This window comes from Streptomyces sp. DSM 116793 (assembly GCF_057320905.1).
This window is the reverse complement of record NZ_CM170494.1, coordinates 614,516-628,214: the sequence shown is the minus strand read 5'-3', so window position 1 is coordinate 628,214 and position 13,699 is coordinate 614,516. Positions and strand designations below refer to the sequence as shown.

The following is a 13,699-nucleotide window of genomic DNA, read 5'->3' as shown; positions in this document are numbered from 1 at the left end:
ACGGGGCCCGTGGGGCGTTGTACACCGGCAGGGACGCGGAAGGGCGGGAGCCCGTGAGGCCCCCGCCCACTGCCGTCCGCTCAGGTGATCGCCTTGATCAGCTCGCCGTTCGGCGTGTCGCCGCTGAGCTCCCAGAGGAAGGTGCCGCCGAGGCCCTGCTGGTCCTTGTACGCCATCTTCCCGGCGATGGTCGCCGGGGTGTCGTAGCTCCACCAGTCGCTGCCGCAGTGCGCGTAGGCGGTGCCGGCGACGGTGCCGGTGGCCGGGCACTTGGTCTTGAGCACCTTGTAGTCGTCGATGCCCTGCTCGTAGGTGCCCTGCGCGGGGCCGGTGGCCTTGCCGCCCGGGGCGTCCTGGGTGACGCCGGTCCAGCCGCGCCCGTAGAAGCCGATGCCGAGCAGCAGCTTGTCGGCCGGCACGCCGAGGCTCCTGAGCTTCTTGATCGTGGCGTCGGTGTTGAACGCGGCGTTCGGGATGCCGCTGTAGGACGTCAGCGGCGAGTGCGGGGCGGTGGGGCCCTGCGCGTCCCAGGCGCCGAAGTAGTCGTACGTCATCGGGTTGTACCAGTCGACGTACTGCGCGGCGCCCGCGTAGTCCGCCGCGTCCAGCTTGCCGCCGCCGGCGGCGTCGGCCGCGATCGCCGAGGTGACCAGCTCGCCGCCGAACCTGGCGCGCAGCGCGGCCATCAGGTTCCGGTAGGCGGCCGGGCCGCTGGTGTCGCAGGTCAGGCCGCAGGCGTTCGGGTACTCCCAGTCGATGTCGATGCCATCGAAGACGTCGGCCCAGCGGGAGTCCTCCACCAGGTCGTAGCACGACTGGGCGAACGCGGCCGGGTTCTGCGCGGCCTGGGCGAAGCCGCCGGACCAGGTCCAGCCGCCGAAGGACCACAGGACCTTCAGGTCGGGGTGCAGCTTCTTGAGCTTGCGGAGCTGGTTGAAGCTGCCGCGCAGCGGCTGGTCCCAGGTGTCGGCGACCCCGTCGACGGACTGGTCCGCGGTGTACGCCTTGTCGATGTCGGCGTAGGAGTCGCCCATCGTGCACTTGCCGCCCTGGACGTTGCCGAAGGCGTAGTTGATGTGCGTGAGCTTCGCGGCGGAGCCGGAGGTCTCGATGTTCTTGACGTGGTAGTTGCGGTCGTAGACGCCCCATTCGGTGAAGTAGCCGACGACCCGGGAGCCGGCGGCGACCTCGCTCCCGGCGTCCGGCTGCGCGCTGGCGCTGCCGGCGCCGGCGAGCAGCCCGGCGCCGAGTGCGGCGCAACACGCCGCGGACACCAGGGCGCGCAGGCGTGCGCCCGGGCGCAGGGCTCTGAGAAGACGTGATCTGAGCGGTCTGAGCATCGGTTCTCCTCGTGGGGGAGGGGAGCGAACGTCGTTGACGTGCCGTGCCGTGAACCTCTGAGCGCCCGGCCGACCATATGAGGGCGCTCCCCGCACAGTAGAGAGGACTAGACCATTGCGTCAATGGTTCGTACCAACCATTCCGGGCGGCGCGATGGCGCGCCCCTGACCGGCGGACCGGCACATTCCCGTCCCCCGATACGCCGGTGACGGTCCGCCTCGGATCGGGCATACTCAACCCGCCACCGCCGCTGATCAGCTCCGTCCGCGACCCGGGCGGCCCGCGCCGGCAGCGGGGCAGCACGTTCCCGGGCATGCCCCGGACCCGGCGACGCCGCCACACCCGGTGCGTGCCGTCGCCGCAGCGCCCGACAGGGAGGAGAGCTCCGCCATGACAGAGGCAACGGGGGACGCGCGTAGCGCGCCGGTCGACGGCAGCGGCGGGAGGGGGCCGGGCCACGCCCCGGGCCCCGTGGACCGCGACCTGCCCACCGAGGAGTCCCGCGAACTGCTCGCGCTCGTGCGCGACGTGGTCCGCCGTGAGATCGCACCGGTCGCCGCCGAGGAGGAGGACGCCGGGCACTTCCCCCGCGACCTGTTCGCCCTGCTCTCGGCGTCGGGCCTGCTCGGCCTGCCCTACGACACGGAGTACGAGGGCGGCGGCCAGCCGTACGAGGTCTATCTCCAGATGGTCGAGGAGCTCGCCGCCGCCCGCCTGACCGTCGGCCTCGGCGTCAGCGTGCACACTCTCTCCTGCCATGCGCTGGCCGCCTTCGGCAGCAAGGAGCAGCGCGCGGAGCACCTGCCCGCCATGCTCGGCGGTGGACTCCTCGGCGCCTACTGCCTGTCCGAGCCGGGCTCCGGCTCGGACGCCGCGTCACTCAGGACCAGCGCGGTGCGCGACGGCGACGTCTGGGTGCTGAACGGCACCAAGGCCTGGATCACCCACGGCGGCATCGCGGACTTCTACACGGTCCTGGCCCGCACCTCCGGCGAGGGCGCGCACGGCATCACGGCCTTCCTGGTGCCGGGCGACGCACCGGGGCTGAGCGCCGCGGCGCCGGAGCGGAAGATGGGCATGAAGGGCTCGCCCACCGCACAGGTTCACCTGGACGGGGTACGGGTGCCGGACGCGCGCCGCATCGGCGACGAGGGCCAGGGGTTCGCCATCGCGCTCTCCGCGCTGGACTCCGGGCGGCTCGGCATCGCCGCCTGTGCGGTCGGCCTCGCCCAGGCCGCGCTGGACGAGGCCATGGCATACGCCCTGGACCGGCGGCAGTTCGGCCGGCCGATCGCGGACTTCCAGGGGCTGCGGTTCCTGCTCGCCGACATGGCGACCGCCATCGAGGCGGGCCGCGCCCTCTACCTCTCCGCGGCACGGCTGCGCGACGCCGGCAAGTCCTTCTCCCGGCAGGCCGCCATGGCCAAGCTGCTCTGCACGGACACCGCCATGCGGGTCACCACGGACGCCGTCCAGGTGCTCGGCGGGTACGGCTACACCGCCGACTTCCCCGCGGAGCGGTATCTGCGCGAGGCCAAGATGCTGCAGATCGTGGAGGGCACCAACCAGATCCAGCGCGTGGTCATCGCCCGTCACCTGCTCGGTCCTGAAGCCGGCTGAGCCTGCCGGACGCGACCGGGGGCGCCGCGAGCCCGACCCACTCGGGGTCGTGGCGTCCCGGCGGCGTCCTGCCGCGCTCCGCCCAGGTGCGCAGCAGGGCACGGTGAATCGGCGGGTCCGGCCGCGGCGGGCGGGCCACCCGGGGACCGATTCCGCCGAGACGGGTACCAGAAGGCGGCGGCGACCGGCCGCCGGCCGGGTCGGGACGGTCATACCCGGCCGACGCGGCCACCGCACGCGGGGTCACCGCCAGGCGAGATCATCCGTCAGTTCACGCCGCACGGCGGCCGCGTGGCTCTCGTCCCGTACGCCGTACGGCTCAGGCCGCGGGGCGCCGCATCCGCGGGGTCTGCATCGGACGGGAAGCAGGGCCGCCCACGTGCGAGAACGGCTGTGTGCGCCAGTCGAGGCCCTGAGGGAGCGTCATCAGCAGGGCCGCCTCCTGCTCCTGGGCCTCCGGCGAGGTGTCGGGAGACCAGGCGTCCGCCGCCGGTCGGCCCGTGCCCGCGCAGACCTGGAGGCCGAACGGGTCCCAGGGCGAGGGACACAGCGCATGCTCGGGCAGGACGTCCTCGTCCGCCAGGAGCGCGATGGACTGGGCGCAGTCCGGGCAGATCACCCGGTAGGTCTCGAAGGTGTCGTCGGGGTCGAACTCGGCGTCGGGTTCGACACCCTCCGGCGCGGGCTCGGTGACCGGCTGCTGCCTCGTGCGGGCAGCACGACCGGGGCGTTTCAGACTCTGCATGGATATGTATCCCCCTCGGGTGGGCCGACCAGCCGCTGCGGCCTCGACCACAGCAAGCATTTCCCGTCCCGCCCGGCGGGTAATCGCGGCATGCCGACCCACGCGGCCGGAACATTGTGGTTTTCATCACATGAACCCCGAGGTGTCTGGCGTCCGGCTCCGCGCGGCGTCCCCGCGGCCCCCTCACGAGTACCCGTGGGGAACGGCCGCCCTGTAGGTTCTTGCGCCATGGAGGAGCTGGATCGGCGGATCGTGCGACTGCTCGTCGAGGACGGGCGGATGAGTTATACGGACCTGGGCAAGGCCACCGGTCTGTCGACGTCGGCCGTGCACCAGCGGGTGCGTCGGCTGGAGCAGCGCGGTGTCATCCGCGGCTACACGGCCGTCGTCGACCCGGAGGCCGTCGGGCTGCCGATGACGGCGTTCATCTCCGTGAAGCCCTTCGACCCCAGCGCCCCCGACGACATCGCCGAGCGGCTCGCCGAGGTCCCCGAGATCGAGGCCTGCCACAGCGTCGCCGGCGACGAGAACTACATCCTCAAGGTGCGCGTCGCCACCCCGTACGAGCTGGAGGACCTGCTGGCCCGGGTGCGCTCCCTCGCCGGTGTCTCGACCCGTACGACCGTCGTCCTGTCCACCCCCTACGAGGCCCGCCCACCGCGCCTGTAGCCGAGGGAGTGTCCCGCGGCCGGACGGGCCGCCCGGGCGGGGACACTGGTGCCATGACTCACCGCACCACGCTGCTGCGCCGCGGCACCGTCCACACTCCGGCGGACCCGTACGCCACCGCCATGCTCACCGAGGGCGACCGGGTGGCCTGGGTGGGCTCGGAAGCGGCCGCCGACGGCCTCGCCGACGGCGTGGACGAGACCGTGGACCTCGACGGCGCCCTGGTCACCCCGGCGTTCACGGACGCCCATGTGCACACCACGGCCACCGGCCTCGCGCTCACCGGGCTCGACCTCAGCACGGCAGGCTCGCTCGACGAGGCCCTCGTCCGGATCCGCGCGTACGCCGCGGCCCGGCCCGGCGACCGGGTGCTCCTCGGGCACGGCTGGGACGCGGCCCGCTGGCCCGGCGGCCGGCCGCCCACCCGCGAGGAGCTCGACCGGGCCACCGGCGGCCGGCCGCTGTACCTCTCCCGCATCGACGTGCACTCGGCCGCGGTGACCACGGCGCTGCTCGACCTGGTGCCGGGCATCGCCGGCCACGCCGGCTACCAGCCCGAGGGGCCGCTCACCCGCGACGCCCACCACGCCGTGCGCGCCGCCGCCCACGCCGCCGTCACCCCGCGGCAGCGCACCGACGCCCAGCGCGCCGCCCTGCGGCACGCCGCGTCGCTGGGCATCGGGGTCCTCCACGAGTGCGGCGGTCCCGAGATCTCCAGCGAGGACGACTTCACCGGGCTGCTCGCCCTGGCGGCCGCCGAACCGGGCCCGCGCGTGCTCGGATACTGGGCGGCGCCGGTGACCGGGGAGAAGGACGCCGCCCTGGTGCGCGAACTCGGTGCGCTCGGCGCGGCCGGCGACCTGTTCGTGGACGGCGCCCTCGGCTCCCATACCGCCTGCCTGCACGCGTCGTACGCCGATGCCGCCCACACCGGCGCCGCCTACCTGGACGCCGACGACATCGCCGCCCATGTCGCCGCCTGCACGGAGGCCGGGCTCCAGGCCGGCTTCCACGCCATCGGCGACGCCGCCGTGGCCGCCGTCGTCGAGGGCACGCGGGCCGCCGCCGAACGTGTCGGCCTCGCGCGGGTGCGCACCGGGCGGCACCGGGTCGAGCACGCCGAGATGCTCACCCCCGAAACGGTCGCCGGCTTCGCCGAGCTCGGCCTCACCGCGTCCGTGCAGCCGGTCTTCGACGAGCTGTGGGGCGGCGAGGACGGCATGTACGCGCGGCGCCTCGGCCCCGAACGGGCCCGCACCCTCAACCCGTTCGCGGCCCTGCTGCGGGCCGGGGTGCCCCTCGCGCTGGGCTCCGACAGCCCCGTGACCCCGCTCGGGCCGTGGGCGGCGATGCGCGCCGCCGCGTACCATCGCACCCCGGAGCACCGGATCTCCGTGCGGGCCGCGTTCACGGCGCACACCCGGGGCGGACGGCGGGCCGCCGGCCAGGACGACGGGGGAGCGCTGGTGCCGGGCGCGCCGGCGGACTACGCGGTGTGGCGCACCGGCGAGCTGGTGGTGCGGGCGCCTGACGACCGCGTGGCGCGCTGGTCCACCGACCCACGCTCCGGGGTCGCGGGGCTGCCCGACCTCGCCCCCGGCCGCGAACTCCCGGTCTGTCTGCGCACGGTGGTCGGCGGGCGGACGGTCCACGTGCGGCCGGCCGAGTGATGCCGGCCGAGTGACGCCGGCGCGACGCACCGCGCCGGCGGGTCCAAAGCGGTGTGGCGATGTCCTCACTTTTACCGTTGACCTGCGGTTCTCTCCGGACGGCGAGTTCGGTCGCGGGAGCCTGCCGCCGGCAAAGAGCCCCCTGTCTGCCTCGCCCGCGAGCGAGGCGGACGGTGCGGCCCGGACGGGCCCGGGGCGTCGAGTGGACACCGGCTCTCGGCCGGCACACAGCCGGCGCGTCCCCGGCCGGCCCGGAGGGCGCCGGGCCCCTCCGCCGGATACGACCTGATCGGCGGCAAACGGTCTGTGCCGGCACGGCGCCACAGGCCCTGGCCATTAAGGTGGTCCCCTGTCACGACAGATAGGGGCAGTTAGTGAACGACGGCGATGGGGTGTCCGCGGTGCCCGGCCGTGGGAGCCGGTTCGGCCCGCTGGGGACGGCCCTGGTGATCATCCCGACCTACAACGAGGCCGAGAACATCAAGTCCATCGTGGGCCGGGTGCGGGAGAGCGTGCCCGACGCGCACGTCCTCGTCGCCGACGACAACAGCCCCGACGGCACCGGCAAGCTGGCCGACGAACTCGCCGCCGTGGACGAACATGTGCACGTACTGCACCGCACCGGCAAGGAGGGCCTGGGAGCCGCCTATCTGGCCGGCTTCCGGTGGGGGCTCGAGCGGGACTACGGCGTGCTCATCGAGATGGACGCCGACGGCTCCCACCAGCCGGAGGAGCTGCCCCGGCTGCTGACCGCGCTGGGCAACGCCGACCTCGTGCTGGGTTCCCGATGGGTGCCGGGCGGACGCGTCGTCAACTGGCCCAAGTACCGGGAGCTGATCTCCCGCGGCGGCAGCACGTATTCGCGGGTCCTGCTCGACATGCCGCTCAAGGACATCACCGGCGGGTTCCGGGCCTTCAGGCGCGAGACCCTCGAAGGGCTCGGCCTCGGCCAGGTCGCCTCGCAGGGCTACTGCTTCCAGGTCGACCTGGCCCGCCGCGCGGTCAGGGCCGGTTACCAGGTCGTGGAGGTGCCGATCACCTTCGTGGAGCGGGTGTACGGGGACTCCAAGATGAGCCGGGACATCTTCGTGGAGGCGCTCTGGCGGGTCACCTCGTGGGGCGTGACGGAGCGGTTCGGCAAGCTGCTCGGCCGCCCCGGGGAGTGAACGGCCCCGGGGCCCGACCGTGCCCCGGGCCCGTCCCGGACGTGCGCTGCGGAGCCCGGCGGGAAGAGGCGGGGTATCCGTGCCGGACGGGTCCCTGGCCAGGCACACTGGAAGCATGACGACTGGCGCACCGCCCCCGATCCACCAGGTCCGGCCCCGGCGCTCGCGTGCCCGGGCCCTCGTGCCGCTCGGCGTGGCCCTGTGGGTGGTGCTGGAGATCTGGCTGCTGACCCTGATCGCCGGCGCGGCGGGCGGTTTCACCATCTTCCTGCTGCTGGTCGCCGGCGTGGTGGCCGGTGGTGCGGTGGTCAAGCGGGCCGGCCGGCGCGCCTTCCGTCATCTCAACCGCACCATCCAGGCGCAGACCCGGGGTGCCGCGCCGGAGGACGAGCAGCACGGCGAGGGCAACGGCCTGCTGATGCTCGCCGGTCTGCTGCTGATCATTCCCGGCCCGCTCTCCGACGTCCTCGGACTGCTGCTGCTGATCCCACCGGTACGCGGGGCCGTCCGCCGGATCACGGAGCGGATGGTGGAGCGCAGGCTGCGCTCGGCCGTGCCTGGCACCTGGGGCGAGGCTTTCCAGCAGGCCCGGATGCACCAGCAGGACGGCAAGGTCGTCCAGGGCGAGGTCATCCGCGACGACGAGCGCCCCGGCCGGGGCGACCGCCATCCCGACTCGGGGCCGCGCCCGCCGCTCACCGGCGGCTGAGCGCCCGGCCGACCACCGGGCGGCTGATCCGGAGCCGGTCGCGCGGCGCGCCGAAGGGCGCCGCCCCGGTGGGGCGTGCGGAGGGCTCCGGTCCGCACCGGCGGTGACCCGGAGGTGACCCCTGGGCGATCCGTGCGGTGAGCCGGCAGTGGCCGGCGCCGAGGACGGACACGGCCGCGGGCCGTGACCTTGAGGTCACGGCCCGCGGCCGTGCACGTGCTCCGCCCCCGGAGGGGTCTCTCAGGCGGACTTGCGGCTGTCCCGCGGATGAACGGCGATGTTCATCGCGCCGGACCGCAGCACCGCCAGGCGCTCCTCAAGGACCTCCTCGAGCTCCTCGCGGGTGCGCCGCTCCATCAGCATGTCCCAGTGCGTCCGCGCGGGCTTCGCCTTCTTCTCCTCGGGGCCGTCGCCGTCCACCAGGAGCGCCTGGGCCCCGCAGACCTTGCACTCCCACTCCGGCGGAATCTCCGCCTCGACGGAGAAGGGCATCTCGAAGCGGTGCCCCTTCTCGCATGCGTACTCCACGGCCTGGCGCGGCGCCAGGTCGATACCGCGGTCGGTCTCGTAGCTGGTCACCACGAGACGCGTGCCGCGAAGAGCTCGCTCACTCATGAATCGTGCCTCCCGGGCTTGATGCCCACAGGACAGGTGTCGCTGTCGTCGTCATCCGGTCAACGTCCGGTCGGCGGTAAAGATTCCCGTTCGGGGTCATGCGTCGCCGTCGTAGCCGCAGCCTTGCCAACAATTCCGTACCCGCCGTCGCCCGGTTTGTCACATCTGACAGGAGATGTCACCCAGCGTTTCCTCTTCCTTGACGCGCAGTAACGGTCCGCCCAGCAGGCCAAACGCGTACACTACCGGCCTTTGCCCTCGGGTGCTAAATCCGTTCCGGCACCGGATTGCCCGCAGCCCGGATCGCACGCCGCACAGGTATCCGGGCGAGCAGGGCGAATCCCAGCACGAAGAAGACGATCAGCGACAGGATCGCGCTCCGGTAGCTGCCGGTGAGCTGGTACGTCAGGCCGAACAGCAGCGGGCCCACCCATGCCAGGCCGCGGTCGCTCATCTCATAGGCGGAGAAGTACTCGGCCTCCTTGCCGCGCGGCACCAGGTGCGAGAAGAGCGAGCGGGAGAGGGCCTGGGTGCCGCCCAGCACCAGGCCGATGGCGACCGCCAGCACGAAGAACCAGCCGGGCGCGCCCGCGGGCAGGAAGTACCCGGCCGCCAGTGTCGCCGTCCAGGCCACCAGCGAGCCCAGGATGGTGCGCCGGGCCCCGTGCACGCGCGCGAGCCGCCCCATCCCGAGCGCCCCGCCGACCGCGAGCACCTGCACCAGCAGCACCGCCGTGATCAGGGTGGACTGGCTCAGGCCCAGTTCCTCGGACCCGTAGACGGACGCCTGCGAGATGACCGTCTGGATGCCGTCGCTGTAGACGAGGTACGCGACCAGGAAGGCGAAGGTGAGCGGGCGGCGGCGCATGTCCCGGACGGTCGCCGCCAGTTGCCGCCAGCCCTGTCCGGCGCCGCTGCCGGCCGCCACCGCGCCCGCCGTGTCCCGGCGGGCGTCGCGCAGCCTGCGCAGCGGGATCACGGCGAAGGCACCCCACCAGATGCCCGCGGTGGCCAGGCAGATCCGCACCGCCGTCCCCTCGGAGACGCCGAAGCCGTCGTGGGCCGTGAAGAGCCCCAGGTCCACCAGCAGCACGAGAGCACCGGACGCGTAGCCGAAGGCCCAGCCCCGGGACGAGACCGCGTCGCGCTCCTCGGGCAGCGCTATCCGGGGCAGATAGGAGTTGTACAGCGCCATGGAGACGGCGATCGACGCATTGGCGACGATCAGCAGCAGCCCGCCGAGGAGGTAGCGGTCGCCGGCCAGGAAGAACATCCCGGTGGTGGCCCCCGCGCCCAGGTAGGCGGCGGCCCCCAGGAGGGGCTTCTTGCGGCCGGTGCGGTCGGCGGCCGAGCCGGCGAGCGGCATCACCAGGACCGCCAGGACGACGGAGGCGGACACGCAGTAGGGGAAGAACGAGCCCGCCCGCACGGCCAGCCCCAGCGGGTGCACATACCCGTGCGCGTCGGCCGCGGTCTTGGCCACGTCCGTCAGGTAGGGCCCGAGGAACACGGTCAGCACGCTGGTGGAGTAGACCGAGCACGCCCAGTCGTAGAAGTACCAGCCGCGCTGCTCGCGCCGCCGGGCCGCGGCGTCGGCCGGCGGGGCGGCGTCGTCCCGGGCGTCCCCCTCGGGCGCGCTCCCGCCGCCCGACCCGCCCCTGGTGCCCACGGTGTCGCCGGTCACGCGCCCTCGCCTTCCCTCCGCCCCGGACCGTGCCCCGACACAGGGGGCCGCGGCGGGCTCTCGCGTGCGACACGTGCGATCGTGCCGCACGCGCGCGTGCCACCCGGCCTGCGAGCAGTGCCCACGCGCGCGTGCCGCCCCGCTCGCGGGCCGGCCGTCAGACCCAGCTGCCCCGTTCCTCGAGGACCGCACGCAATGTCTTGATGTGATCGGTCATGATGCCATCAACGCCCAGGTCCAGGAGCCGGTGCATCTCGTCCGGCTCGTCGACCGTCCACACGTGCACCTGGAGGCCGCGGGCGTGGGCGCTGCGCACGAAACGGCGGTCGACCACCCGCACCCCGGACTGCTCCACCGGCACCTGGGCGCACACGGCCGATCTTCGGGGGCCCGTCGGAAGTCCGTACGAGCGCAGCCGCAGGCCGAGCACGCCCCGGGTGCCCAGGGAGGTGGCGAGCCGGGACCCGGCGAGGCGCTGGGCGCGGGCGACGCGTGCCTCGGAGAAGGAGCCCACGCACACCCGGTCCCACGCCTTGGCGCGCTCGATGATCTCCAGCAGCGGAAGCAGCGCGGGCTCCGCCTTCACGTCCACGTTCCAGCGCACCTCGGGGAACGTCTCCAGCAGTTCCTCGAAGAGCGGTACCGGCTCGCTGCCCGCCACCCTCGCCCGGCCGACCTCGCGCCACGGCAGGTCCGCGATGCGTCCCGCGCCGTCCGTCAGCCGGTCGAGCGTGGCGTCGTGGAAGGCGACCAGAGTGCCGTCCGCGGTGGCGTGCACGTCGGTCTCGATGTAGCGGTAGCCGGCGTCGACCGCGCGGTGGAACGCGGCCATGGTGTTCTCCAGGCCGTCCGCGGCGCCGCCGCGGTGGGCGAAGGCGAGGGGGCCGGGGTGGTCCAGATAGGGGTGGCGGGTCTGCGTGGTCACCGCCGCAGTATGGCGTCCCCCGGTGACCCCTTGGCGACGACCGTGCTGCCGGCGGATGCCGGGCGTACGGCGAAGGCCCGCAGGAAGAACTGCGTGAGCGGACCGATCGACAGGGCGTAGAGCAGCGTGCCGGCGCCCACACTTCCACCGAGCACGAAGCCCGTGGCCACCACGGTGACCTCGAGGGCCGTGCGCACCAGCCGGATCGAGCGGCCGGTGCGCCGGTGCAGGCCGGTCATCAGCCCGTCGCGCGGTCCGGGGCCGAAGGCCGCGGCGATGTACAGGCCGGTCGCCAGGCCGTTCAGCACGATCGCCCCGGCCATCAGCGGAACGCGGACGGCCAGCGCGTGCGGTGGCGGCACCACGTGGAGCGTGGCGTCCATCGCGAGGCCGATCACCAGGACGTTGGAGACCGTGCCGATCCCGGGGCGCTGCCGGAGCGGGATCCACAGCAGCAGGATCAGGGCGCCCACCAGGGTGGTGACCTCCCCCATCGACAGGCCCGTGCGCTCGGCGATGCCCTGGTGCAGCACGTTCCACGGTTCGAGGCCGAGGCCGGCCGCCACCAGCAGGCCCGAGCTCATGCCGTAGAGGGTGAGACCCGTGTAGAGCCGGACGAGGCGCCGGATGAGGCGTGCGGCCGTGCGCTTGCCCCGTGAGCTCCGGGTGCGCCCTGAGCCTTCAGCATCGTGTGAGCCTTCAGCGTGCTGTGGGTCCCCAGCGTGCCGCGAGTCCTGCGAGGCCTGTGATCCCCCTGACTCCCGTCGACCCGTGCCGTCCCCCGGCCGCGTCCGGAAGCGGGCCCGCAAGGCGGCGGAGGCACCCCGTCTCCGCGCCGGAGGCGGCTGCCGCACAGGTGCGGACGAGCTGGACGGGGCGGTCGGATCGGGCACGGCTGGTCTCCCCTGTGGCAATGATGGACTGATGCGTGTCACTCTGTGGCGTGGAAAGTGGAGCCATCCATGGCCAATTCGAGGAAGGTGGACTGATCTCCATGGCGCAGTGGACTTCAGCCGTGGGGTCGCCGCAGCTGGCCCGGCTGCTCCGCTCCCAGCAGCACAGGCCCGCGGGGCCGGGCGCCCGGCGGCCTCCGGCGTACCGCGCGCTCGCCGACGGCATCCGGCTGCTCGTCCTGGAGGGCCGGGTCCCGGTCGCCGCGCGACTGCCGGCCGAGCGCGAGCTGGCCCTCGCGCTCTCGGTCAGCCGCACCACCGTCGCCGCCGCCTACGAGGAACTGCGCACCGAGGGCTTCCTGGAGTCCCGCAGGGGCGCCGGGAGCTGGACCGCGGTGCCGGCGGGCAACCCGCTGCCGGCGCGCGGTCTGGAGCCGCTGCCGCCGGAGGCGCTGGGCTCCATGATCGACCTCGGCCGTGCCTCGTTGCCCGCCCCCGAGCCCTGGCTCACCCGCGCCGTGCGGGGCGCCCTGGAGGAGCTGCCGCCGTACGCGCACACCCATGGCGACTACCCCGCCGGACTGCCCGCGCTCCGCGAGCTGCTGGCGGAGCGGTACACAGCCCGGGGCGTGCCCACGATGCCGGAGCAGATCATGGTGACCACCGGCGCCATGGGGGCGATGGACGCGATCTGCCACCTCTTCGCGGGGCGTGGCGAGCGCATCGCCGTGGAGTCGCCGAGCTACGCCAACATCCTCCAGCTGATGCGCGAGGCGGGTGCCCGGCTCGTGCCGGTCGCCATGGCCGAGGGGCTGGCCGGATGGGATCTGGAGCGGTGGCGGCAGGTGTTGCGGGACGCGGCCCCGCGGCTCGCCTATGTGGTGGCCGACTTCCACAACCCCACCGGCGCCCTGGCCGACGAGGACCAGCGCCGCCGCATGGTCGACGCCGCGCGCTCCGCGGGCACCGTGCTGGTCGTCGACGAGACCATGAACGAACTCTGGCTCGACCCGGGCGTCACCATGCCGCGCCCGGTCTGCGGCTTCGACCCGGCCGGCGCCACGGTCATCACCGTGGGTTCGGTGAGCAAGGCGTTCTGGGCGGGGATGCGCATCGGCTGGGTGCGCGCCGCCCCCGACGTCATCCGCAGCCTGGTGGCCGCCCGCGCCTATGCGGACCTGGGCACCCCGGTGCTGGAGCAGCTCGCGGTGAACTGGCTGCTCAGCACGGGAGGCTGGCAGGAGGCCCTGGGCACCCGGCGCACCCAGGCCCGGGAGAACCGGGACGCGCTCGTCGCCGCCCTCCGCCGCGAGCTGCCCGACTGGGACTTCGCGGTGCCCTCCGGGGGGCTCACCCTGTGGGTGCGCACCGGCGGCGTGTCCGGGTCGCGGCTCGCCGAGGTGGGGGAGCGGGTCGGGGTGCGCGTCGCGTCCGGGCCCCGGTTCGGGGTCGACGGCGCGTTCGAGGGGTTCGTCCGGCTGCCGTTCACCGTGAGCGGCGCGGTCGCCGAGGAGGCCGCCGTGCGGCTCGCGTCCGCCGCCCGCCTGGTCGCCGAGGGGGCCAGCGGGGGAGCCGAGTCGCCGAGGACGTTCGTGGCGTGACGACCCGGCCCCGTGCGGCGGGACGCCTCGCACGCCCGGCGGGACGCTTCGCGCCTTCCGT

The 13,699-nt window shown here is 73.8% G+C and carries 12 protein-coding genes; 6 read left to right on the top strand and 6 right to left on the bottom strand.

What is annotated here, in order from left to right; genetic code table 11:
• Positions 1-80: 80 nt before the first annotated feature.
• Positions 81-1,340 carry a glycoside hydrolase family 18 protein gene (locus tag ACSMXW_RS02710; RefSeq protein WP_485803733.1) on the bottom strand — a complete coding sequence of 420 codons (1,260 nt, stop codon included), beginning with the start codon at positions 1,338-1,340 and terminating at the stop codon, positions 81-83.
• 391 nt (positions 1,341-1,731) lie between these two features.
• Between ACSMXW_RS02710 and ACSMXW_RS02705 the strand changes: the two genes are divergently transcribed.
• Positions 1,732-2,961 (top strand): acyl-CoA dehydrogenase family protein, encoded by a 1,230-nt coding sequence (locus ACSMXW_RS02705; RefSeq protein WP_485803731.1) that lies wholly within the window; start codon positions 1,732-1,734, stop codon positions 2,959-2,961.
• 319 nt (positions 2,962-3,280) lie between these two features.
• Here the strand turns inward: ACSMXW_RS02705 and ACSMXW_RS02700 are convergent, their stop codons facing one another.
• Positions 3,281-3,706 carry a hypothetical protein gene (locus tag ACSMXW_RS02700; protein WP_485803730.1) on the bottom strand — a complete coding sequence of 142 codons (426 nt, stop codon included), beginning with the start codon at positions 3,704-3,706 and terminating at the stop codon, positions 3,281-3,283.
• A 228-nt stretch (positions 3,707-3,934) separates the two neighbouring features.
• Here ACSMXW_RS02700 and ACSMXW_RS02695 point away from each other — a divergent pair, with 228 nt between their 5' ends.
• The 4 genes from ACSMXW_RS02695 (at position 3,935) to fxsA (ending at position 7,920) form a co-directional block, all read left to right on the top strand.
• On the top strand, positions 3,935-4,375 hold the full coding sequence (locus ACSMXW_RS02695; RefSeq protein ID WP_485803728.1) for an Lrp/AsnC family transcriptional regulator: 441 nt from the start codon (positions 3,935-3,937) through the stop codon (positions 4,373-4,375).
• Positions 4,376-4,428: 53 nt separating this feature from the next.
• A complete protein-coding gene (locus tag ACSMXW_RS02690; RefSeq protein ID WP_485803727.1) occupies positions 4,429-6,045 on the top strand; it encodes an amidohydrolase in 1,617 nt (538 codons plus the stop codon).
• Between the two features lie 374 nt (positions 6,046-6,419).
• On the top strand, positions 6,420-7,211 hold the full coding sequence (locus ACSMXW_RS02685) for a polyprenol monophosphomannose synthase (RefSeq protein ID WP_485803726.1): 792 nt from the start codon (positions 6,420-6,422) through the stop codon (positions 7,209-7,211).
• A gap of 115 nt (positions 7,212-7,326) precedes the next feature.
• Positions 7,327-7,920 (top strand): FxsA family membrane protein, encoded by a 594-nt coding sequence (gene fxsA, locus ACSMXW_RS02680; RefSeq protein ID WP_485803724.1) that lies wholly within the window; start codon positions 7,327-7,329, stop codon positions 7,918-7,920.
• 240 nt (positions 7,921-8,160) lie between these two features.
• Here the strand turns inward: fxsA and ACSMXW_RS02675 are convergent, their stop codons facing one another.
• The 4 genes from ACSMXW_RS02675 to yczE all read right to left on the bottom strand — a co-directional run bounded on the left by ACSMXW_RS02675 (position 8,161) and on the right by yczE (position 11,773).
• Complete coding sequence (locus ACSMXW_RS02675) at positions 8,161-8,535, bottom strand: RNA polymerase-binding protein RbpA (RefSeq protein ID WP_003977404.1); 375 nt, start codon at positions 8,533-8,535, stop codon at positions 8,161-8,163.
• Positions 8,536-8,800: 265 nt separating this feature from the next.
• Positions 8,801-10,219, bottom strand: a complete 1,419-nt coding sequence (locus tag ACSMXW_RS02670; RefSeq protein WP_485803714.1) for an MFS transporter — start codon at positions 10,217-10,219, stop codon at positions 8,801-8,803.
• Positions 10,220-10,376: 157 nt separating this feature from the next.
• Positions 10,377-11,144 carry a glycerophosphodiester phosphodiesterase family protein gene (locus tag ACSMXW_RS02665; protein WP_485803713.1) on the bottom strand — a complete coding sequence of 256 codons (768 nt, stop codon included), beginning with the start codon at positions 11,142-11,144 and terminating at the stop codon, positions 10,377-10,379.
• Entirely contained in the window at positions 11,141-11,773 is a 633-nt protein-coding gene (gene yczE / locus ACSMXW_RS02660; protein WP_485807741.1) for a membrane protein YczE, read from the bottom strand. Before yczE ends, ACSMXW_RS02665 begins: the two co-directional genes overlap by 4 nt.
• A gap of 365 nt (positions 11,774-12,138) precedes the next feature.
• On the opposite strand from yczE, the gene ACSMXW_RS02655 reads away from it, so the two are divergent.
• Complete coding sequence (locus ACSMXW_RS02655; RefSeq protein WP_485803712.1) at positions 12,139-13,638, top strand: SCO1417 family PLP biosynthesis transcription factor; 1,500 nt, start codon at positions 12,139-12,141, stop codon at positions 13,636-13,638.
• The last annotated feature ends 61 nt before the right edge of the window (positions 13,639-13,699 follow it).